This is a genomic window from Pseudoalteromonas luteoviolacea (assembly GCF_018100925.1).
Classification (GTDB): domain Bacteria; phylum Pseudomonadota; class Gammaproteobacteria; order Enterobacterales; family Alteromonadaceae; genus Pseudoalteromonas; species Pseudoalteromonas obscura.
In genome coordinates this window covers 351,345-373,421 of record NZ_JAGJEH010000003.1, presented here as the reverse complement: position 1 = coordinate 373,421, position 22,077 = coordinate 351,345, and the positions used below count along the sequence as shown (strand labels likewise).

Below are 22,077 nucleotides of genomic sequence, written 5' to 3'. Positions count from 1 at the left end.
TACCAAAAAATCAGCGGCTGACAAATGACACGATAAAAGGTACTTTTCTCGCGTTTGATTGCAATTTTGCAATAAGCTGTAACAATTTTTCATTGATTGAAACGTATTGCGTTGACACGCAATTTAAGAAGACTATGAGCTTACTACTAAATCGGTGAAGTTTAGGTCATACCTAGTGGGACTGAATATGTGTGTTTAGGAAGTGAAAATTCGTAGTGTATAAAAAAATTCATACTTAAAATGTATGCAGCTTATAAACTGACTTGAGATTGATGTAGGTTAAGAATATCACCATATTTCAAAGTTTATCTGTATATGTTTTGGACGCTGAATTAGAATCGCGTCATAAGTTTAGGGACGGCCTTTTGAGGTGTATTCATGCATGACTGAACGCATTGGGATGCGGATTAGGTTAATGCGAGATAACTGCTTTTCAAAGGAAAAAGTTTAAGGACAAACAGCCTAGCACTTGATGTTTTAATACAGTTAAAAGGAGTATCGTCATGTTTGTTGCCTTGAAATGGGATCATCAAATAGGGGCGCATTTTGTATCTTGGGTTGTCGTAGAGTGCTCTGCGGTTAGAGATAAATTTGGTTTGCCTCAAGCAGTACCGCCACGTCGAGATGTCGCTTACTTTGTCAATCCGCACACCGCTGAGCAAGATGCAAAAGCATTTGCGGATCATAAAAACGGTGTGACCAGTGTGTCATATAAACCGGAATACTCACCCTATCTATCTGATCATCATGGCTTTGTGCATTACCAATGGGATCATACGTACCTTGAAGAATTGATAAAACATGCGGTGTTGTATTGGGAGGATGGTTTGCATGTCAAAAACCAGCCGTTTAGGGATGATATTGCGTATTTTATTTGCCCATTAGAATCCGAGTCGGATAGCCGGTTTTTCGCCCAATATAAATTAATGCTAGAAGGACAGTGTTTGTTGCACAGTGCTTAAGGGTTGTTGAGTGAGGGTGGAGTGGGCACCCTCAATTAATTATTGTGCTGACAACACATCTTGTGCTGAAAAGGTCGGGAATTGACTGGGCTTAAAGCGATTAATGTTATTCAAAAATCGACTGTCTTTTACTGGTAAGGTGGCGGATCCATAGTCATATTGATTGAGTTTATCACGCAGTGCTTGGTTAGTTAGCCCGTCACCGCGCATATGGTACCAACTAATGATAGGAGGCGTGACAAAGCGACCATAATCATTTTCGGCAATTTCATTACTTTTTGCAAATCTCAATGCGTGAGTGAGTAGCCCATCTTTGTGATATACGATTTTTAAGTGTCCGTTTTCAAAAGGTAGCTGATCTTTTGATTTGGTGAAAAGGTCACCGTGTGCACTATAACTCCCATGAGTGACCATACCATCAAGGGTCCATACGGCAGCATATTCCCAGTCATGACGGTGCCCGCCACCTAGATAGGGAATGATTTGGTCTTTCTTAAAATACAGTGCATAGAAATGCGCGCAGTAACGACCTATCTCAGTCTCTTTGCAGGCATACCTGTGTACAGTATTTGAAGTCGACAAAAACTGTCCATCACGGCAACTTCCGCCAAGAGCACCAGATGTTTTTAGTCCTGAATTTTGTTGTCCAGTTCGGCTAATGCCAGCACTTGGCAAGCAGCCATCTGTGTCAAAATCAAATACTGGTTCGGTGTTATTGATAATATAGCTAGGTGGTAATGCAGGATCTAAGGCTGCAAAGTTGTTTGCCATTGTGCTGCTGGTGAATACAGCACAACTTATAACGAATGCGCTAGATGCAATCTTGTTAGTCATAATATTCCTTGTTTTTAGAGATTAAAAGATTACTTATGTCATTAAGCATGACATGAAGAAAAATGCTTCGAAACTAAATACTAGGCAGTGATTATGACGAATTGTATATTAAATGTTAAGTTTAGTTTTTTTGTTCTATTTCAGCGTGTGCTTTTTTTAGATAGTCTTGTTTTACAATCTCGAGTGCATCAAGCACTTGTTGGGGAGGAACCTGGTTTTGTTCTAATAACATAATTAAGTCAACGGCGAGTTTTACATGTTGCGGTGCTTGTTCAACCGTGGTGGGCTTATTCATTCTTTAAATTGTCTCTTTTTAGATACTTGCTCTATGGCAACTTCAATGGCGACCTCGACCCGTTCTTCCATTTGCTGTCGTTCAGATTGTGGTAGGTAAAATTCCATATCGACATCGTAACGGATGTAGCGAGCTGGTAACTGATTGAGGACGGTACAACAAAAGTCAGCCATTACGTTTTCGTCGTACTTTTCGTGTAGCTTGCGCTCCACAATTTGTTCGAGCATAACTTTCTCATAATAATTATGCAAATCATCATGCAGTTTCATAGTGTTAACTCCCTCATGATCCCCCTTAGTATCATTTAAAGTCTATATCATAAAAGTTGAGTACGCGACTTACCAAGTCGGTTAAATTTGTCTTAAATAGAGTCGATGTTTAGGACATCAATTTTGGCTTGATATATATGGGGATGCTGTTAAAGCATTAAAAAGTTGTTGATGGACGGTGACCAATGCATCTGTATCGCGTTGATAGCCGCCGCCAAGAGCGCACATTAACGGGATTTGGTGCTCATAACAATAGTCTAAAATAAACGTCTCGCGGTTGAAAACGCCTTGCAAGGAAATATTGAAATGACCGAGTTCGTCTTTGTCGCATATATCCGCTCCGGCATTGTATAAGATGATATCGGGCCGGTGCATACGCACGCATAAGTCCATTGCTTGTTTGAGTGTGGTTAAATAATCGCTATCTTGAGTACCTGACGGTAGCGCAAAGTCATAGTCGGAGGATTCTTTTAATCTTGGGAAGTTTTGTTCACAGTGTAGTGAACAGGTCACAATATTGGCGTGTGATTGCAGTATTGACGCTGTACCATCGCCTTGGTGCACATCGCAATCTAGGATCAACACAGAGTCGACTAGGCCTGTTTCAAGGAGTTCACAGGCGGCGATGGCTAAATCATTAAAAATACAAAACCCGCTGGCCCTGTCACCAAATGCGTGATGATAACCGCCGGCTAAATTGGCTGCAAAACCATGTTTTAGTGCGTGATTTGAAGCTGCGATGCTGGCCCCAACAGAGGTTAAGGTGCGTTCAACGAGTTGTTTTGACCAGGGAAACCCCATACGTTTTATCTCGGCGCTAGTCATCGTGCCATGGCAAAATGCTTTGATATAATCTTGGCTATGGCAACGGCTCAGCTGCTGATGGGACGCTTTTTGGGGCACAGGTTTAATATGAGACTCTAGCTCTGAATTAGCTAAGCGAGTTTTGAGTTTGTGGTATTTGCTGATAGGGAATCGATGTCGAGATGGAAGTTCTAAGCTACTATAAATCGGGTCGTAAAACAGCATGTCAGCGATTGCCTTGCTTTTCTAATTGCTGGATTTTTTCTTCTGTTGCTGATATTGCTTTACGGCAACGCCCTAAACGCGTGTGCAACGCTAAAATTTCCGCATTCAGTTTGGTATTTTGCTCTGCGTTAGCACCGTCCAGCTGGGCACGACGAATATCTATCATTTCCTGTAATCGACGTTCAAACTCATGGTTTTGAGATAGCTCTTGGTACAGTTCGTGGGAGGATTGCATGATCCGTTGTACAGCTTTTTTGTAAACCTTGGCTTTTTTCGGTTGACTGAGCTTATTTTCTTTTGCCCATACAGGAGTCGATTTTAATACCTTGATGATGGCCTGCATCTGCTCGCCAATTTGTTCAACCGCAAATTGGTATGCATGACGATTTTGCTCTGGCGGTAAGTGTTTGAGTGCCTGTTGTATTTCATCGACATAATCGGTGAGTAGCAAGCTTTTGGTGTGGAATAAATGACTATCAAACAAACTCGGTTGATTTTGAATGTAACGGTTTTTGTCAAACCATTTTGCTTTGTCAAACTGATGAGCCTGAGTAGCAAGCTGTTCAAGTTTACTTTTGAGCTTTAGAAAAGCCTGGCTCATGACATATATGCCTCAAATATTAACTTGCCAGCTAAGACTATGACCACAGTATTAAAGATAGGTTTAATTAGCTTACTGCCAAATTTTATTGCTGAATGAGCACCTATCCATGCACCAAGCATTAAAAAAGCCCCCATGGTGACGCCAAGTAAAAAGTTTACATGGCCAAGTGCAACAAACGTGATGAGCGAAATAAAATTCGACACAAAGTTCATTGAACGCGCCAGGCCACAATTTAGCAACAAACTCATTTTATACAGTAAGCTGTTGGATGCGGTCCAAAAAGTGCCCGTCCCCGGACCTGCAAGGCCATCGAAAAAGCCAAGAGACAGACCTTGCAACCACTGTTTAATTTTCAGAGCTGGGGTCTTCTTGGGTAGTGTGTTTAATTCCGTAGAACTTAGGCTACCAAATAAGCTGTAGAGTGCGACCACGATGATGATTATGGGCAGTAGCTTATTAAGTACTTCGATACTTAGTTTGTCCACAAGTAGCGTGCCGAGGATTGCGCCGATGGCTGTGGCGAGTGTGGAAGCTGCCCAAAATCTTGGGTTAAATAGCTGTTTTTTATAGTAGGTGAAGCTCGCTGTCAGTGAGCCAAAGCTGGCTGCTAACTTATTAGTTCCCAATGTAACATGAGGCGGTAGCCCAGCTGTTAACAATGCAGGTACAGTCAACATGCCACCGCCACCGGCGACAGCATCGATAAATCCAGCAGCCAAAGCAACCGCACATAAAAGTGCCCAAGTTAGCGGGTCAAAAGCGAGTTCAAGCATTATTAATCTATTTGTCTAGCAAAGGGTGGCAGCGTGTCTAGCATGGCTTTTCCGTAACGTTTGGTTACGAGACGCCTATCAAGTATCGTGATGCGACCAGAATCAGTTTCCTTGCGCAGAAGTCTACCACAGCTTTGCACTAATTTCTTTGCAGCATCCGGTACAGTAATAGATAAAAACGGATTTCCGCCCTTTGATTGAATAAATTCAGCTTGTGCTTCTTCGACTGGTGAAGTCGGCACCGCAAATGGTATTTTAGTAATTATTAGATTTTCAAGGTATTTTCCTGGCAGATCGAGACCTTCCGACAGGCTTTGTGTGCCAAACAAGATACTTCCAGCGCCTAAGTCTACGGCGGCTTTATGACGGCTGAGTAGGGCCTCTCGAGACATTTCACCCTGCACTAAGATATTTAGTTTTTGCTTACGTAGGGCAGAAACAACATGGTCCATTTGCCAGTAGGAGGCAAATAGCACTAAATTTGCTTTCTTTTTATCCAAATACTCAGGCAAGGCCTCGGCCAAAAAGTCACTAAATGTTTTGTCAGTGGGTTCGACTGTGGTTTTGGGTAGATGTAACGTCGCTTGCTGTTGGTACGCAAATGGAGAGTCTGCTTTGATAAATTTGACCCCATCTTCACCAACTAAACCGCTTTCTTTGGAGAAGTGATCAAAGCTGCCAAGTGCGGTTAAGGTCGCTGAACATAACACTGCACCAGCGCACTCTCGCCAAAGTTTGTCTTTTAAATAAAACCCAACTTCAATAGGGCAATCACATAATAAGTAGTCGTGATGGTTTTTGTATTCCATCCTTTTTATCCAGCGCGCATGCGGGGTACTTTCCCCCTTGGCGGCATAGCTAAACCATAACTTATTGAGTTGTTCTAGTCGATTAATGTACAGCCCACTTTCAACTAAAAGCGGATCCGCTAAAAATGGTTGCACGTCGCCATCGGATACATCTGTCGTGAGTGCATCATGCATTTTGTTTAATGCCCTTAGCGCATCTAGCGTCGCATCTGCGATATCTTTGGCTTGTGTTGTTAAAGACTCTGGTACGTCGCCATGAACAAATCGATAGGTGTCATTGTCGTTGTATTCAAAATTAGCCTGATCCAAACTATCACGCACAATTCTGAGAAATTTTCCAGCATCATTGACTGCATCGTTAAGTTTGAAGTTTTGACCGATCGCTTTTTGTGACACTATGGTGTTGGCCATTTTGCCACTGAACTTGAGTAACTTCTCAAGCCACTCTATGGTGCCTTTGATAGTTGCAGCCGCTGACGAAAAGTCACGGGTGATATGTGGCAGATGATGCGCTTCATCAATCACGTAAAAAGTGTCTTCCGGTTCAGGTAAAATTGTACCACCGCCAAGTTCAAGGTCCGCTAATAGCAGAGCATGGTTAATAACCAGTACGTCCATTTGCGCTATTTTTTGTCGTGCCAAATGAAAAGGGCATAAATGGTGTGATTTCATTTGCCTTTGACAAGCGTGTTTGTCGCAGGCAATCAGGTTCCATACTTTGTCTGGAATAGTGTCTTCCCAGCTATCTCGGTCTCCGGCCCACTGTTTGTTTTGATATGCATTGGCCAGCTCGCGCAAGCGTTTTTGCTCCATATCGGTCAGTGGTGAAGAAGTAGTCGGTACCAAAGACATTTGCGTGTCATCTTCGTTCACTGCTGCTATCAACTTTTGCACACAGATATAACGCTGACGGCCTTTGACTAAATCGAATTTAAAGTCGATACCACTGTGCTCTTTAAAAAAGGGCAGCTCTTTTTCGATTAGCTGCTCTTGTAATGCAACTGTTGCGGTAGATATGACTAGCTTTTTCTTTTTTGCTAACGCTAAAGGCAGCGCACCGAGACAGTATGCGAGAGATTTTCCCGTGCCCGTACCCGCTTCTATGACACATATACGCTGTGATTTGTGGTACTCACCTGCAAGAGTTTTGGCGATTTCAGCGACAAGGTAGTTTTGGCTACTGCGCGGGCGGTAGTCCGTCAATTGCTGGGCGATATTCTGATGGGCATGACGTACGGTTTTTTTTAATGAGTCTGACAACATGTGGATCGCCTAAGCAAAAAAGTATGGATATAATTACAGGGGTGTATTTTAGGCGGGGTTCACAATTGGCACAAGCAGTATATCCGGGCTTTATTTTGTCTCGGCAGCAAACTTCATATAAAGGTAAGACGCGCTTGTGTTATTGGTTAAAGACACAACAGGGTGCAATTAAGGCGTTTGTTGAACATGAAAAAAGTGTGTTTTTTGTTAAGCAAATACACCAAGACATTGTAAAAACGCGTTTAAATCAGGTTAATTGCCAATTTCAACTTGCTCAAGTGCCACTTAAACATTTTGATCAGTCCCAAATTGTAGCGCTATATTTTTCAAGTTTAAGTGACTTTTATTTAGCCAAAGAAACGCTTAACGGACATGTGCCATTATATGAAGAAGATATTCGCCATGCCGATAGGTATTTAATGGAGCGTTATATCAAAGGTAGCGTTTGGGTTACAGGCGTATCAAAACAAGGTAACGGCTACCTTGAATTACACAATGCTAAATTAAAAGCACATCCTTCCTTTATACCACAGTTAAATATGTTGTCTTTGGATATTGAGTGTAGTGGAGATGGCGTTTTATTTTCTGTCGGCCTTGTAACGCAGTCGGAAAAAGTCGTGATTATGATTGGAGATCCCGAACCGAGTGATATCAATATTATTTGGGTTGAAGATGAAATATCACTGCTGAATACGCTGCAAGAGCTTATCAATCAGCTAAACCCTGATGTACTGATTGGCTGGAACGTCATTGATTTTGATTGTGTGGTACTACACGAGCGAGCACAGGCGTTAGGTGTCTCTTTAAATATTGGCCGCGATGGTGATGCTATGCAAGTATCAAGCGGTAATTTCACCCGAGTGCTGATCCCCGGGCGGGTAGTTATCGATGGTATTGATACTATGAAAAATGCAACATACCACTTTGAAACCTTTAAATTAAGCTTTGTTGCTAAGTCAGTTTTAGGTCGAGAAAAGCTGATTGGTCAAGATGACCGATTAGAAGAGATCGTTAGGCAATTTCACGAAGATAAGACCAGCCTAGCCAAATATAATTTAGAAGACTGCATTCTTGTATGGGATATTTTCCAACAACAGTCTTTACTGGACTTTGCGATAGCCAGAACGCGATTAACCGGCCTCGAGCTTGAGCGCATGGGCGGGTCGGTCGCGGCTTTCACCAACCTATATTTACCCCCATTGCATCGTAGTGGTTACATTGCGCCAAACCTCGGCGAGCACGGGTTGAATTTCGATAGCCCAGGTGGTTATGTGATGGATTCAAAGCCAGGGCTTTACCAAAATGTTTTAGTGCTTGATTTTAAAAGCCTATATCCATCCATCATTCGCACATTTTGTATTGACCCAATGGGACTTATTGAAGGAGGCCGAAACACTTACGATGCTATTCCCGGTTTCAATAAAGGGCTGTTCTCCCGGGTACACCATCATTTACCAGAGTTGGTCGAGCAGCTTTGGGCTGCCCGCCACCGCGCCAAACAAGATGGTGAGCATATGTTGCAACAGGCCATTAAGATTATTATGAATAGTTTATATGGTGTGCTTGGCTCAAAGGGGTGTCGTTTTTATGACCCTCGGCTGTCTAGTTCAATTACGATGCGCGGTCATGAAATAATGCAAACAACACGGCGTTGGATCGAAGAGTTGGGCTACGAAGTCATATATGGCGATACAGACTCGACCTTTGTTAAAGCACCAGACACATTTTCACACCAAGCTTGCCTAGATCTGGGGAAAAGCTTGATGCATGAGATAAACACGCGCTGGGAAAAAGAGTTAAGTGAAAAATATCATTTACAGAGCTTTTTGGAGATTGAGTTTGAAACTCATTATCACCCATTCTTTATGCCAACTATTCGTGGCCAAGAGACAGGGTCAAAGAAGCGCTATGTGGGTCAAATTGAAAAAAATGGTGAGCATGAACTTGTTTTTAAAGGTATGGAAACAGTGCGTAGTGACTGGACAACCATTTCTAAAGAGTATCAGCAAGCGGTGATAAGGGCATTATTTGATGGTCAAAGTGTGACAGAGGTGACCGAGCATTACATTGCTTTGATCACGTCAGGTAGTGTTGATGATAAGCTCATTTATAAAAAACGTTTAGGCAAACCTCTGGATGCCTATGTTAAAAATATACCTCCTCATGTTCGAGCTGCGAAAGAGGCGACGAGGCTAGGATATGTCAACGGTCTTGGTAAAGGCAGCCAAATAGCTTATTTCATCAGCCAATCAGGTCCACAGTTGTACATTAAAGAACTTAAATTGCTCGATTATACCCACTATATAGAAAAGCAAATATTACCAATCTACAAAATGTTGCCGAACGTTGATGAGAATACCATTAATTTGGCAGGGCAGCGCTCTCTTGATTTGTAAATCTCAAGAAGCAACTTTTTATTGCTTTGTAATATTCGAGATTTTACCGCACAACAGTTAGTCAATCGATAAAATTGCTTTTGCAGCGATGTAAATTTCAAGTCCGATTTATGCAAACTAATTGTATTGATTTGATTTTTCAGATTAATTATTAGGCATTTAAAATAAAAATAAAAATATTTTTTTTAACGTGATTCGCGCTTGCTTTTTTTGCCTCAAGCCAAAGTTGTTTTTTTATTGCACGCTTGGGCTGTGAAATTAATTAAAAAATTAATTCATATTGGAGTAAGTGTTTATTAACTTCAAAACATTATTAAAAATAGAGGTCTTGCTGTTTAAATCTTGTTAGTGAGTGTTAACTCTCTCTTGTTTGACGTTTAACATGCGTGGCGATTAGTATCCCTGCCGAAATTTCAAAACAGGCCACTTAGAGCCAGAAATAAAGACTTATAAAACTCAAGCTTACCAAGACAAGGTAGGCCCAGGGAGAATCACATGTTGAACACTAAAGTAACTAAGGCAGTGCGTATCGCACTAGCATTGGGTGCTGCTTCTTCAGCTGCTTTTGCAGCGAATGCAGTAGCTGCAGAAGGTGCAGAAAAAGTAGAGCGTATTGAAGTCACAGGCTCACGTATCAAGCGCGTTGATATGGAAGGTGCAAGCCCAGTTGAAGTAATCACGACAGCTGATTTTGAAAATCAAGGCCGTGTATCTGTTGCTGAAGCACTACAAAGTGTTACCTCTAACAGCTTTGGCTCTGTTGCTCCAAGTTCAGGTAACAGTGGACAGTCACAAAGTACTGTTAGCCTTTTAGGTGCTGGTGCAGGTCGTACGCTAGTGTTGGTAGATGGCAAGCGTCTTGGTGGTTCTCCATCACTTAATGCCGGTGGTGCAAACCTAAGCTCAATCCCTATGGCGGCGGTAGAGCGTATTGAAATTCTTAAAGACGGCGCATCTGCTATTTATGGTTCTGACGCAATTGCAGGTGTTATCAACGTAATTCTTAAGAAAGACTTTGAAGGTGCGGCATTTGATATTCAAGTAGGTCGCCCAGAAGCTGATGGCGGCGAGACTAAGCAAATGTCACTGTCGTTTGGTGTAAGTTCAGACAAAGGTAACATTACATTTGTATATGACCACCAAGAGCGTCGCGCTATCTTCGACCGCGACCGTGACTACACCAAAGCAACATGGGAAGATAAAAACGGTGACGGTGTAATTTCACTTGGTGATGAAACGACAGGTATTAGCGTTTTTGGTGCGACTGTTGTAGATAGTAAAGGCAACCATCACGCATCACCAAAGTGTAATGAGTTGAAGAACACTGTACCTGGTTTCGTTGGTATCCTTGACCAAGGTACAGGCAATGGCGGTATCGGTAACGGCGAAGTATGTGGTTATGCATTTGCAGATGTATCAGCAAACATGGCGTCGACAAAGCGTGACTCAATCATGACTAGCCTTGCGTATGAACTAACTGATGATATCGAGCTTTACGCACGTGGTATGTTCAGCCGCAATGACTCTTTTGGTCGTTATGCACCAGCTGCGGCACCGTGGGCAAATATGTCGGCAGACAATGAACACAACCCACTTGATGAAACTGCTAAGGGTAAGTTCCGCTGGTACCAACTGGGCAACCGTGATGGTGAAGTAACCGATTATCAGCAAGACTACTTATTAGGCCTTAAAGGTATGTTTGGTGATACAGCTGAGTGGGAAGTGTCATATCACAAAGCACGCCTTGACTACCGTACTGCGGGTCGTTACTACTTAAGCTATGCAGGCCTAGCATACAATGCGCAAGAAAATATTGATATGGGTTCTGAGCAAGGTATCAATAACATGCGTGCGACAACGTATGTCGAAAGTCAAAGCGACCTAGATCACTTCTTCGCTGGTCTTGGTTTCGAGTTTGGTGAGCTTCCTGGCGGTATGATCAGTCACTATGTTGGTGGTGAGTACTTCGAAGAAGTTTTAGACTCAAAGTTTGATGCACAAAGTGATGCGAAACTAGTTGGTGGTAACGCGGGTGCTTCAGGTATGGGTGAGCGTGATGTGACTGCTTTATTCTACGAAGTAGCCTTCCCAATTCTTGATAACCTAATTGTAAGTGCGGCATACCGTTATGACGACTACAGTGACTTTGGTAGTGTAGGTAACCCAAGTGTTAAACTTGAGTACCGTCCATTTGATGACCTACTAGTTCGTGGTTCATACTCAGAAGGTTTCCGTGCGCCAACGCTTAAAGAGCTATATGGTGCTGAATCAGAGGGTAGCCCAACGACTACTGATTATGTAGCATGTAAAAATGGTCTACCGGCTGGTGCAAGTGAAGACCAAGTTCGCGAAGCGTATCTAAACTGCCCGCAAAGTGCATATAATGAGTTAAGAAAGAGTAATGAAAACCTAGGCGCAGAAGAATCTACGTATATCAACTTAGGTGTTGTGTATTCTGGTTTTGAAGATGTTGCGATTAAGGTGGATTACTTTGAGCTTGAAATTGACAATGTAATTTCATTAATCACAATCCAAGACCTTGTTCATATTGAAAACGGCAACAAGCTTGATGAAGTTTATGCTAAGTTCCCTGAGGTGAAATTAAGCCGTGCTGCGAATGGCGCGATAGAAGGCTACTCTCACACACAATATGCAAATGGCTCATTCATGTCACGTAAAGGTTTTGACATTGACTTGTCTTACAACCTAGACACAAGCTTCGGTGAGTTTAAGTTTAAGAAAGTAACAACACTATTAACAGAAGTTGGTGAAGACGTATACTTCTCTGGCCCTATGAGTGACCAAAAAGGTGCTCCAGATCAGCCAGATTGGCGTTCTCAGCTTTCAGTTAACTACTCTGCTGATAGCTTCTCTGTAAACTGGACAACTGATATTATCGCTGGCACTCATGAGAGCGATGTGGTTCAAGTTGATTCAACAGGCAACCCTTACATCGTTTACTCAGGTGACGTACCTACTTATGTTACACATAACTTGAATGTGAAATACTTCACTGAGAGCTACGGTACATTCACAGTAGGCGCACGTAACCTATTCGATAAGGGTGTTTTACTAGATAGTAAAGGCAAATGGATTGATGACGCAATGTACAATGCGGGCCATATCGGTCGCGAATTGTTTGCAGGTTACAGCATCAGCTTCTAAGTTGCTTAGTTAATTTAATCAAGCCCCGCTTTATGCGGGGCTTTTTTGTACTTGGCTGCTTAAATGTTGAGTTTCCCCTATTAAGTCTGCGTTCTGAACAAACGAGCACTGGTTCTTTCACATTGATTTTCAGCAAGTTAAAATCCATCTATGAGTCGCTTACTTGATCGCAAGGGTTTTTCTTACTGATAAGGCAGGCTCAACAATACTGACTTTTGTTAAAATCAGGTCCATGCATGTTTTTTGTATCCACTTTGAGCGCAAAGCTCATTTCGGCATATCAATAGCGTGTTGAGTGCTCTCTAATGACCCTTTTCGAATTAAGACTCGTCTATTTGTTATAGTTTCAATTTGTTTTTCTATTTGATTAAAAATAAAAGCGCTTTAGATGCATTAGCTTGACGCTTTTGCAGAATTTTTTTGACAACTGTTGGCGCGCTTCTAACGAGGAAGTAAGGCATCAGTTCGTACCTTTAATATAATTAAAACCATTTAACAGAGTCGGTGAAGGAAAGTGCTAAGGGCTGCGTTACTGGGTACGCTAACGAAATAGATGAGCTGACCGTAAAAATGTGCAGCCAGTTACCATCATCGACGCAGCTGATATCGCTATGTCAGGCGTAACCTGAATGCGGCGGGGGAATCTACTAGTGGTGGTGCTATTCAAGCTGCTGTGCAACCTGATTCGGTGCTAACAATACACTTTTACTAGTGACAAGCAGTTGCATAGTGTCTTAAGGCTCTGTTCTAGTATTGATATCAGCTCAATTTCTCCGCCGTTAGTCAAGCGTGTTGAGGCGCTTAAAAGGCGGCACAGAAAAACAACTTTTTGTCGTGATACAGGCGGCTAAAGCGTACGAAGATTTATAAGGTTCATGCCTATATAAATTCAGCTTTAGAAAATGTGTCAGTTCAACTACAGCGGCATACCAGAGTTGCTGTCTTAGAGTGAGCGTAACAACTTGTTCATCCAAGGCAGTATAGTATCTGCAAATGGTGATATAGAAGCAGTATGCAACAGCATCATAGTTTTGTATAGGACTGGTTTAAAAATGGCAACAATGAGCAAAGTCACGGCGCTTTATCTTGAGTTTGGAGTAATGGCTTCAACAAGCCGTCTTGGGAGAGAATTCGCAGACGCTGTGATTCCGGCTAGCTTCAGTGTGACGTATTCAGTAATGTAATCCAAACCAGTAAACGGTGGGTTTCTTGGGTTATATGGTCGAGGCAAAAGTTTTAGTGTTGCTACTACTCAGGCAATAGGAACTTTGGCTTCACTTCAGGTTTTTTATTTCGGTATATTTGCGCCTCTGTTAATAAGGGCTTGTATGTTTGAAAGTGACAATCTATGTGCAGTTTAATGATAATATTAGTTTGGGTAGAGTTGCACATATCGAAACGGTTACTTACCATCGCATCGTTAACTTCAACAGTGCGTTTATACATAATGACTTCATCCACGGCTTAAACGTCGAAGTTCGCAGTGGTTGTACAGGTGAAACGGTAGACGTAGGTCTCTACGTTAATACAATTGGCGACCGGACTGGCACACTTAATGGTCGTGTTATTCAAAAGCATGCTCCTGTTTTACAGCCCCCACCTTTATCACTGAATCAAGTTATTAGTCATAAGATTGGTTGCGAGCCTTGCTATGCTGACATGTACACCCGTAGCTGCTACTCACAAGCTGATTACACTCCAAAATTTCAAAGACTTGGCTCTGATTGGGTTAAAGCCTGTTACTTATTTACAAGAACGTACTAACAAATGGCCTCTTTTATGACCTTATTCATAAGTAGCCTTACCTGTTTTGTGTAAAAAAAATAGATGTCTTGTAGCTTAAGTATCTACTTGAAATAAATTTGTCTAAAAAAACCTGTATAAGGAGGTTTTTTTTCATTTGTTTTGTTGTGTTTTTTGGGATTGTTAGTTCCTTTTTTGTTTTTTTTGTTTCTATTTTGTTTTTGTGGTTGTTTGTTTTCTGGTCTCCACTCCTGTTTGATTTCATGTTGTTGGAATATTTTATTTGTAAATTGTTGTTTGCCTTTGAAATATTTCTTTTGGTTTTGCTTTGTTTATGTGGTTGTTTTTTAGTTGCCTTTTTGTTTTATTTTGGTTTTTCTACATGCTTCATCTTGATTGTTGGTTGGGCTTTCCAGAGTTACCCAAAAGGATACGCTTGCTTTCTATTTTTATTTTGTGTTATTTTTTAATTGTAGTTATTGCAATTGTTGCTCGTATTAACTGGTTTTTACAAGCTTGCATGAGTATTTACTTTGTGGTTACTATACTTGCGTTGTTACATATGAGGTACACAAAATAGTAACGTGTTTAACCTCGTATTGAAGGCAAGATTAAAATAATAGCTTTTCCAAAAAAGCCCAGGGAGAAATTGAATGTTAAATAGTAAGATCTCAAAAGCAGTTCGCTTAGCGATCGCTTTTGGTGCTGTTTCAGCGACAGCTATTGCGACAAACGCTAACGCAGCTGACGGCGAAGAAATTGAAAAAATTGAAATCACAGGTTCTAGTATCAAAGGTTCTGACCTTGCTGGTGCTCTACCTATCAACGTGATCACAGCTGAAGATATCAAAGCGACAGGTGTAACGTCTGTTCCTGATCTTGTAGCTCAAATCCCATCAATGCAGGGTTTCACAACTCCTGTATCATCTGTTGGTGGCGGCGGTGGCGGTACGTCAACTGCATCACTAAGAGGTATTGGTGAGCAATATACTCTAGTATTATTAAATGGTCGTCGTCTTGCTCCATCTGGTTCAGGCAACTCAATCGACTTAAACACAATTCCACTTGCTGCGATCGAGCGTGTTGACGTTCTAACTGATGGTGCATCAGCACTATACGGTTCAGATGCAATCGCTGGTGTAATCAACTTCATCACTAAAAAAGAAGTTGACGGTACAACAATCGCTGCACGTACTGACCGTCCAAAAGATGGCGCTGAATCAGTTAACCTAAGTGTTGTAACTGGTTTTGGTGACCTAGATTCTGACGGCTTCACAATCGTTGCTTCACTAAGCCACGACACACGTGAATCTCTACGTTCAAAAGACCGTGACTTCGCGAAGACTGGTCTACTTGAGTTCACTCATAACGGCAATCAGTACTATGACGTTCAGGGTTCTTCAAACGCTATCCCTGGTAACGCTTTTGTTGGTTTAAATGACGGTTCAAACGTTGCATTTACTCCATATGCACTTTCAAATGGTAACAAGTGTGCGCCAGATAACGCATTCGCACCAGGTAGCAACTTCTGTTCATTTGACTACACTAGTACTCTAGAAATCGTTCCAGAAGACGAGCGTACGTCACTAATGCTTCAAGGTGATTTCATCTTAACTGATGACATGAACTTATTCTCTACAGTTGCATTTACAAACTACCTAATGACGCCACGTATCGCGCCAAACCCTACTGGTAACATTAATATCGGTACAGAGAGTGTTCTATACGACAAGTACGTTGTTCCTAACTTAACTGCAGAGCAGCTTGCATCAGGTGTTGATACATTCCGTGGTCGTTGGAGAGCACTTCCAGGTGGTAACCGTACTACTGAGTGGGAAACTGATTCACTTAACACTATCGTTGGTTTAGAAGGCACAATTGCTGATACTATCGATTTCAACACAGCTGTTGTTTACTCTCGTTCAGAAAGAACTCAGACGCTAACTAACGGTTACTACAACGCTGAGAAGTTTGTTGAGAACATCCGTAGTGGTCTAATTGATATCTTCCTTACTCCTGAAGACTTTGCTCAAAATGAAGCAGCTGTAGCAGCGCTAGAAGATTCACAGTACCGTGCACTTGAAGATACAACGACTACTGAGTCTCTATCTTTTGACTTCAAAGCGTCTCAAGCTATTTTTGAACTACCTGCTGGTGAAGCTTACATCGGTTACGGTGCAGACTACCGTACAAACTCATACAAAGTTGTTCGTTCAGAAGCAAACATCAGCAACGCACGTTTTGGTGACGGCGGTGGTGACTTCGACTATGAACTAGAGCGTTCTACTTACGGTGTGTTTGCAGAATTACAAATCCCTGTTCTTGATGAGCTAAGCGCAAACGTTGCAGTTCGTTACGATAACATCGGTGCTGTTGAAGACACAATGAACGGTGGTAAAGTTAACGATTCTGAAAATGACACTACGTACAAAATCAGCTTACGTTACTCACCAACTGATAGCCTAGTATTCCGTGCTTCATACGGTACTGGTTTCAAAGCTGCATCATTACTACAGATTGCTGAGCCTGAGACATCTTTCGGTGTAACAACTGCTCCGTACAGCTGTCCACTACCAGCATCTGATTCACGTGCTCAGTTCTGTCCTCCGGGCGCACTACAGTATCAACGTTTCAACCTAGGTAGTAGCACTCTATCTCCTGAGACGTCTAAGCAAAGCTCAATTGGTTTTGTTTACTCACCAACTACTGATTTCACGTTTGAGCTAGACTACTGGCAAGTAAACATTGAAGACATGGTTCAGCGTCCTGACCAGAACTACATGTTTGCAAACCCACAACTATTTGACGAGCGTTTCGTTCTTAGAACAGACCGTTCTGACCCAACTAACACGCTTCTAAGTGTTATCACTGCACCAATCAACATTGGTGAAAGTAAGAGTGCTGGTTTTGACTGGAAAGTCATGCTAACAAATGACCTTTCATTCGGTGAACTGAAGACTATGGTTCAGGGTACTTACATGGATAAGTCAGAGTACACTCTTGCAGGTGTATTCCCGTACGAGTGGGCTAGCAGCTTAGGTCGTTACGGTGTTGACCAAGATGTTGTTTTCCGTAACATCATCAATATCCAAAATGTACTTACACACGGTGACTTCGCTCACACATTACGTATGAAGTACAGATCTGGCTGGCATGACCAAGCATCTACTGTTGGTGTAGGTACAATTGCTAATGCAGAAACTGAAGTTGTTTACAATGACCAAGGTGTAGGTTCAACTCAGTTCGTTACTGCTGACGTTCAGTTCAAAGTTCCTTCACACATGACTGTTGATTACAAAATCGACTACCGTGGTTTCGAGAACATGAACATCACTGTTGGTGTTAACAACCTATTTGATAAAGAGCCTCCAATGTCACTTGGTGATGCAGAAGGTCACTTAGTAGGTTATGAAGGTCGTTACTATGACCAGTACCTTCGTACTTACTACCTAAGCCTAGACTACACATTCTAATCTAGTGTAATTTAGAATAATAAGCCCGCTCTCAAAAGAGAGCGGGCTTTTTTTATTTCTCCTGCCATTATATCAATTCAAGTAAGTCTTTATTTTATATATTAATATTAATGTATTGCTCTTTTTTATTATAAATCAATTTATATGATTAATTAGTATTGGATTTTATATTGACAAATAACAGTATTAGTAATACTTTAAAATGGTTAACTATAATTAAATAAATATGGAGTGTTATAATGAAAGTGTTAGCATTAGTAATGGCGGTAACTCTTGCAGGCTGCGCAAGTAGTGGCGACACAACAGCTAAAAAAGATGATGGGTATCGTTGTGAACAGGTGAGCTCATTAGGCTCTATCATTCCTAAAAAGCGTTGTACAACATCGAAACAAAGAAAACTAATCCGAGAAGAGTCTAAAGAGTCTTTAAGGCAGCATCAGCGTAACGGGACGCTTTCTGGCGGTGGTGATGGAAGGTAAATTTTATGAATTTGTGAGGTCTTAATGGACCTCTCTGTTCTGCATTTGGCTCATTCCCTTCTCTGTTCTACACTCGGCTCATACCCATCTCTATAAAGCTTTTGTGGCCTAGCTATTTCACTTATTTAAATTCATTTCACAAACGTTAGGTAATAAAATCATCTCTTAACTAGCCACTTTTATTTCATAACCAAAGAAAAGAATTAAGCGTTCCTTTTGTATGTAATCCCTTTCAGGTTGTGGCTTTTTATGGAATATGTGAAAGAAAAAATATCATTTTTTCTGAACTCAAGATGTTAGGTATATTTGATCTTTAGTCATTAGATGAAAATATAGTTTAGGCTTTCTTAAAGGTGGAGGTTATGTTGTTAATATTAAAGGGTATATATAATAATATATGAAAGTTTTAATATTTTATGTGGTTCTTTAAGTTTATTTTATATCAGCGGCCTTACTCTTTTTTCCTCAGCTGCCAAAACTCTCCAAAAGGAGAGGCGATAAGTCGAACTTGCTTTCAGCTATTCATCTCCAGTAAGCTAAAATATTGAATTTTAATTACTTAAATATTTTACATTGACTTAGTTCTAGCTAAATTAACTTTCGTCTTGATGAGTCGTTTAGTGTAACCAAGTAATCAATACAGCGGTTCTTGAATCTCTATAACTTTACTTACTGGACGCAGAGGTATCTTGGTATCCTTTGCTCACAATTACCAACATACAGTTCAAGGTTCCTGCTACAAAATCGACTAATTTAGCTTTGAGGGTATACACATCACTGTTGTTATTAGCAGTGTGTTTTACAAAGATCGGCTAAACGTTACTTCGTGGTGCAGAAGGCTGCGTGGTAGCCTATGAAGGTACGTATTCTGATCAAGGCTTTAGTTCCGCTTAACTTAGCACCTGCGAGCATTAGAGAGCTGGTTTTTCTCATATATTCGCCTGTGTTTATCAATCACGGCAAGCTTTTGTTTTTATTTATTAATGTTTAATTCAGCATGCTTTTTATTAACTAATTTATATAATTTACTGGTGTCGGTTTTTTTGTTGACAGGGAATAGTGTTAGTAATAATTTTAAATGGTTAACTGTAATCGAATAAATAAGGAGTGTTATAATGAAAGTGTTAGCATTAGTAATGGCTGCAACCCTCGCAGGCTGTGCAAGTAGTGGTGACACCACTAAGAAAGGCGATGGGTATCGCTGTGAACAAGTGAGCTCTCTCGGCTCTATTATTCCTAAAAAGCGTTGCACTACCTCCAAAGAGCGAAAGTTAATCCATGATGAATCTCAAGAGTCATTGAGGCAGCATCAACGCAATGGTGTTCTTACAGGTGGTGGTTGATTGTAAGTCAGTGAGGCCAAAATAGGCCTCGATAATTCTACATTCGATTATATCCCATCTTCAAAGCTATCGTTTTTTCAATTAATATTCATATCATAAAAGTGAGGCAATAAAGTCCTTTTGCAGATAAGTCATAGACTTTCTTTTAGAAAACAAAAGCTCTAATTTGTTCTGAGAAAGTCATGTCTTTATGTGGTTAATATTAAATAGGTTAAAGGCGTAAATATAATCTTTTTAATATTTAACTTGAACTTGTTTTATTTAATATCAACAACTTTGCTTGCTTTTTTATATTGAACTTTAAAGCCAGAGAAATTTGGCAGCTCCCATTTTTTGGGGGCATCTTTTCTTTTTCCTTCAAGGTGTTCTAATAGCACACGCTTTGCTTTAAAAAAATAGGTTACCTGCATTTTTAACTCAGGGATCGTAACATTGAGAGGGTGTTTTTCAATAAACCTATCTAGTTCCCAGCTATCTACTTCCTGAAAGCTAAAGTCTTCAGCTTCAATAAGTTGTATATCTTCCTGTGATTCAACACCTAGTTCGACTAGTTTAGCCCTGATGAATTCGCACGCAGTCGGTAGATTACTTGGCCTCGCTAAGTAATCAAAGTACAGTTGGTGTGACGCAATATTTTTACTTAACTGATAATAAAGACCCTCAAATAACTCACCTTTTTTAATCAGATAGGTACATGCATCGATGAGCATCTCGCCTTTAGCAACGCTTGAGAAGACAGAGAGCTCGACACCTGCATACTGTCTAGCTGTAGTCGTAAAAATTGTACCTTGATCAATATAAGCCTCTAAAAAAATAAGCTCGCCGATCTCCTGTGAGGCTAACATTTTGATTGGCAACGGTGCAGCCAATGTTGCCATTGTCATGGCTTGTTTGCTGCCTTTTCCGGCGAGAGCGAACGTATCGAGAACTAACATGGCTTTGGTATTTTCATTAATACGTGAGGTATTGGAAGGAGAAACTTCAATTTTACCATTACCGAAGCCACCTCTGCGGTTTTGCCGCTTCACAAAGACCCATTCTGGGCGTGCTTTAGCAATTGCGGTGATGAGGGCATTACGGTCATAACTAGCTGCTTTTTCGAGACTTGGTAGTGAAAAAGCCTCTCTAAGTTGTTCACTAAACTGCTTCGCTTCCATCAGTGCTTCTGGTTCGATATGGACAATGCCATCTACTTGATCTCTAACAATAGCAATGGCCAGCTCAATATCACAATGGTTTGGCAACAGGAGGTTTAGTTGCTCTATTTGTTCGAGATGCGTGGGCAGTTGATATACTCGCGCAGGCACAGAGATAACAGCAATCAGATCGATAATAGCTTGTTTGAGCGCCCCTGAGGGCATATTCGCAATCAAAAAGCCCAGTTCTGCATCTACCGGAAGTGGGTAGAGAAGCTTACCAAGCTCAGTGGCACATTGTTTGTTATCTATTGCGCCGATATTATGTAAAGTCGTGAGAGCTCGTTGTTTAGATGCATCAGGTAATGAGTCGATAAATGGCAACGAATCTACGCCTTGTGCTGCGCACCCAGCGGCTAACACCAACTCTGTGAGTGATTCGCGTTGAATTTCAGGAGGAGTACGTTCAATAAGTGGGGCAAATTGGCCGTATAGCCGGATGCAAATACCAGCTTGTGTTCGGCCTGCACGACCTAAGCGTTGTTTTGCAGAGTCACGCCCAATTGCGTCTAAGCCTAAAACAGTTTTACCATTTCTAAGATGTGTACGTCGTTCTAGGCCTGAATCTATGACACAGGTAACATTAGGTATGGTCAAGGAAGTCTCGGCTACATTGGTGGCTAATATAATACGCTGTGACATTTGTTTCGACAGTGCGAGTTGTTGATTTTGCTTTGAGCAACCGCTGTAGAGTTGCACCACTACCGCATCAAAAGGCTTTAGTGCAGACGCACAGGCTATGATCTCCCCTTTTCCTGGCAAAAAAACTAAAATATCACCGTCAGTGTCTTCTTGTGCTTGTTGGCATGCTGTAACTACACGTTCTGTTAGCCTGTCTTTTGTTGGCATTGCACGTTGGTCTTTGGCTATAAAGTCCTCTTCAACGGGGTACATGTTTCCTTCGCTGTGTAGGATTGGTGCATTTAAATATCGGCTCAGGCTGTGTGCATTAAGCGTGGCAGAAGTGAGGATAAGCCGGTGTTGGGCATGCTGCTTGAGCAGTGCAAGTAGCAGATCCATGTCCCAACGTCGCTCATGAAATTCATCTAATACGATATGTGAATAGGCGGCCAGTTTGTCTTCAAAATACCACCTAAGCGCAACGCCAGGGGTTACAAAGACGATATCTGTATGTGTATCGAATACAGTTTCAAAACGAATTGCGTAGCCTACTTTTCCCCCTAGTTCTGTTTTGCATAAATGAGCGACATATTCCGCAAGTGATGTACAAGCGATACGTCTTGGCTCAACAACGAGTACTTTGCCCTGGGAGGCCGCCCAAATGGGGAGCTGAGTCGATTTTCCAGAGCCCGTGGCTGCGGTGACAATGACATCTTGTTCGGAAATAGTGGTTAAAAAATCGGACTGTATAGATTCAATCGGCAGTGACATAGCAATTTATATTCGATGTTTTATTTATCGATTTTATCAAAGAATGATTGAA

Annotated in this window: 15 protein-coding genes; 7 read left to right on the top strand and 8 right to left on the bottom strand. The window is 41.4% G+C overall.

Translation table 11 applies throughout. The features are described from left to right. Positions 1–503 precede the first annotated feature (503 nt). The gene (locus J8M00_RS07670; RefSeq protein WP_211009706.1) at positions 504–962 is read left to right on the top strand and encodes a hypothetical protein; all 459 of its coding nucleotides are present in this window, start codon (positions 504–506) and stop codon (positions 960–962) included. Positions 963–1,001: 39 nt separating this feature from the next. Here J8M00_RS07670 and J8M00_RS07665 read toward each other — a convergent pair whose 3' ends face one another. From J8M00_RS07665 to dinG, 7 genes are all read right to left on the bottom strand, one after another. Further along, entirely contained in the window at positions 1,002–1,796 is a 795-nt protein-coding gene (locus tag J8M00_RS07665) for an NPP1 family protein (protein WP_211009705.1), read from the bottom strand. 121 nt (positions 1,797–1,917) lie between these two features. Continuing rightward, positions 1,918–2,091 (bottom strand): YbaM family protein, encoded by a 174-nt coding sequence (locus J8M00_RS07660; protein ID WP_211009704.1) that lies wholly within the window; start codon positions 2,089–2,091, stop codon positions 1,918–1,920. Then, entirely contained in the window at positions 2,088–2,360 is a 273-nt protein-coding gene (locus tag J8M00_RS07655) for a late competence development ComFB family protein (protein WP_023397007.1), read from the bottom strand. Before J8M00_RS07655 ends, J8M00_RS07660 begins: the two co-directional genes overlap by 4 nt. A 117-nt stretch (positions 2,361–2,477) precedes the next feature. Then, a complete protein-coding gene (locus J8M00_RS07650; protein WP_211009703.1) occupies positions 2,478–3,389 on the bottom strand; it encodes a histone deacetylase family protein in 912 nt (303 codons plus the stop codon). A 1-nt stretch (position 3,390) separates the two neighbouring features. After that, complete coding sequence (locus J8M00_RS07645) at positions 3,391–3,990, bottom strand: primosomal replication protein (RefSeq protein ID WP_023397005.1); 600 nt, start codon at positions 3,988–3,990, stop codon at positions 3,391–3,393. Next, positions 3,987–4,766: a sulfite exporter TauE/SafE family protein gene (locus tag J8M00_RS07640; protein WP_211009702.1), complete on the bottom strand. Its 780-nt coding sequence runs from the start codon at positions 4,764–4,766 to the stop codon at positions 3,987–3,989. Before J8M00_RS07640 ends, J8M00_RS07645 begins: the two co-directional genes overlap by 4 nt. A 2-nt stretch (positions 4,767–4,768) precedes the next feature. Beyond that, on the bottom strand, positions 4,769–6,838 hold the full coding sequence (gene dinG, locus J8M00_RS07635) for an ATP-dependent DNA helicase DinG (protein WP_211009701.1): 2,070 nt from the start codon (positions 6,836–6,838) through the stop codon (positions 4,769–4,771). 23 nt (positions 6,839–6,861) lie between these two features. Between dinG and J8M00_RS07630 the strand changes: the two genes are divergently transcribed. From J8M00_RS07630 to J8M00_RS07605, 6 genes are all read left to right on the top strand, one after another. After that, the gene (locus J8M00_RS07630; protein WP_247687277.1) at positions 6,862–9,234 is read left to right on the top strand and encodes a DNA polymerase II; all 2,373 of its coding nucleotides are present in this window, start codon (positions 6,862–6,864) and stop codon (positions 9,232–9,234) included. 495 nt (positions 9,235–9,729) lie between these two features. Beyond that, positions 9,730–12,399: a TonB-dependent receptor plug domain-containing protein gene (locus J8M00_RS07625; protein WP_211009700.1), complete on the top strand. Its 2,670-nt coding sequence runs from the start codon at positions 9,730–9,732 to the stop codon at positions 12,397–12,399. A gap of 1,332 nt (positions 12,400–13,731) precedes the next feature. After that, positions 13,732–14,163, top strand: coding sequence for a hypothetical protein (locus tag J8M00_RS07620; RefSeq protein ID WP_211009699.1), 432 nt, complete (start codon positions 13,732–13,734; stop codon positions 14,161–14,163). Between the two features lie 632 nt (positions 14,164–14,795). Next, entirely contained in the window at positions 14,796–17,615 is a 2,820-nt protein-coding gene (locus J8M00_RS07615) for a TonB-dependent receptor domain-containing protein (RefSeq protein ID WP_211009698.1), read from the top strand. A 239-nt stretch (positions 17,616–17,854) separates the two neighbouring features. Then, positions 17,855–18,094: a hypothetical protein gene (locus tag J8M00_RS07610; RefSeq protein ID WP_211009697.1), complete on the top strand. Its 240-nt coding sequence runs from the start codon at positions 17,855–17,857 to the stop codon at positions 18,092–18,094. 1,115 nt (positions 18,095–19,209) lie between these two features. Then, positions 19,210–19,437: a hypothetical protein gene (locus tag J8M00_RS07605; RefSeq protein ID WP_211009696.1), complete on the top strand. Its 228-nt coding sequence runs from the start codon at positions 19,210–19,212 to the stop codon at positions 19,435–19,437. A gap of 257 nt (positions 19,438–19,694) precedes the next feature. Here the strand turns inward: J8M00_RS07605 and J8M00_RS07600 are convergent, their stop codons facing one another. Next, positions 19,695–22,025, bottom strand: a complete 2,331-nt coding sequence (locus J8M00_RS07600) for a DEAD/DEAH box helicase (RefSeq protein WP_211009695.1) — start codon at positions 22,023–22,025, stop codon at positions 19,695–19,697. Between the last annotated feature and the right edge of the window lie 52 nt (positions 22,026–22,077).

Coding starts and splice junctions, on each gene's coding strand:
- J8M00_RS07670 (WP_211009706.1), top strand. CDS start 504: ATGTTTGTTGCCTTGAAATGGGATCATCAAATAGGGGCGCATTTTGTA.
- J8M00_RS07665 (WP_211009705.1), bottom strand. CDS start 1,796: ATGACTAACAAGATTGCATCTAGCGCATTCGTTATAAGTTGTGCTGTA.
- J8M00_RS07660 (WP_211009704.1), bottom strand. CDS start 2,091: ATGAATAAGCCCACCACGGTTGAACAAGCACCGCAACATGTAAAACTC.
- J8M00_RS07655 (WP_023397007.1), bottom strand. CDS start 2,360: ATGAAACTGCATGATGATTTGCATAATTATTATGAGAAAGTTATGCTC.
- J8M00_RS07650 (WP_211009703.1), bottom strand. CDS start 3,389: ATGCTGTTTTACGACCCGATTTATAGTAGCTTAGAACTTCCATCTCGA.
- J8M00_RS07645 (WP_023397005.1), bottom strand. CDS start 3,990: ATGAGCCAGGCTTTTCTAAAGCTCAAAAGTAAACTTGAACAGCTTGCT.
- J8M00_RS07640 (WP_211009702.1), bottom strand. CDS start 4,766: ATGCTTGAACTCGCTTTTGACCCGCTAACTTGGGCACTTTTATGTGCG.
- dinG (WP_211009701.1), bottom strand. CDS start 6,838: ATGTTGTCAGACTCATTAAAAAAAACCGTACGTCATGCCCATCAGAAT.
- J8M00_RS07630 (WP_247687277.1), top strand. CDS start 6,862: ATGGATATAATTACAGGGGTGTATTTTAGGCGGGGTTCACAATTGGCA.
- J8M00_RS07625 (WP_211009700.1), top strand. CDS start 9,730: ATGTTGAACACTAAAGTAACTAAGGCAGTGCGTATCGCACTAGCATTG.
- J8M00_RS07615 (WP_211009698.1), top strand. CDS start 14,796: ATGTTAAATAGTAAGATCTCAAAAGCAGTTCGCTTAGCGATCGCTTTT.
- J8M00_RS07610 (WP_211009697.1), top strand. CDS start 17,855: ATGAAAGTGTTAGCATTAGTAATGGCGGTAACTCTTGCAGGCTGCGCA.
- J8M00_RS07605 (WP_211009696.1), top strand. CDS start 19,210: ATGAAAGTGTTAGCATTAGTAATGGCTGCAACCCTCGCAGGCTGTGCA.
- J8M00_RS07600 (WP_211009695.1), bottom strand. CDS start 22,025: ATGTCACTGCCGATTGAATCTATACAGTCCGATTTTTTAACCACTATT.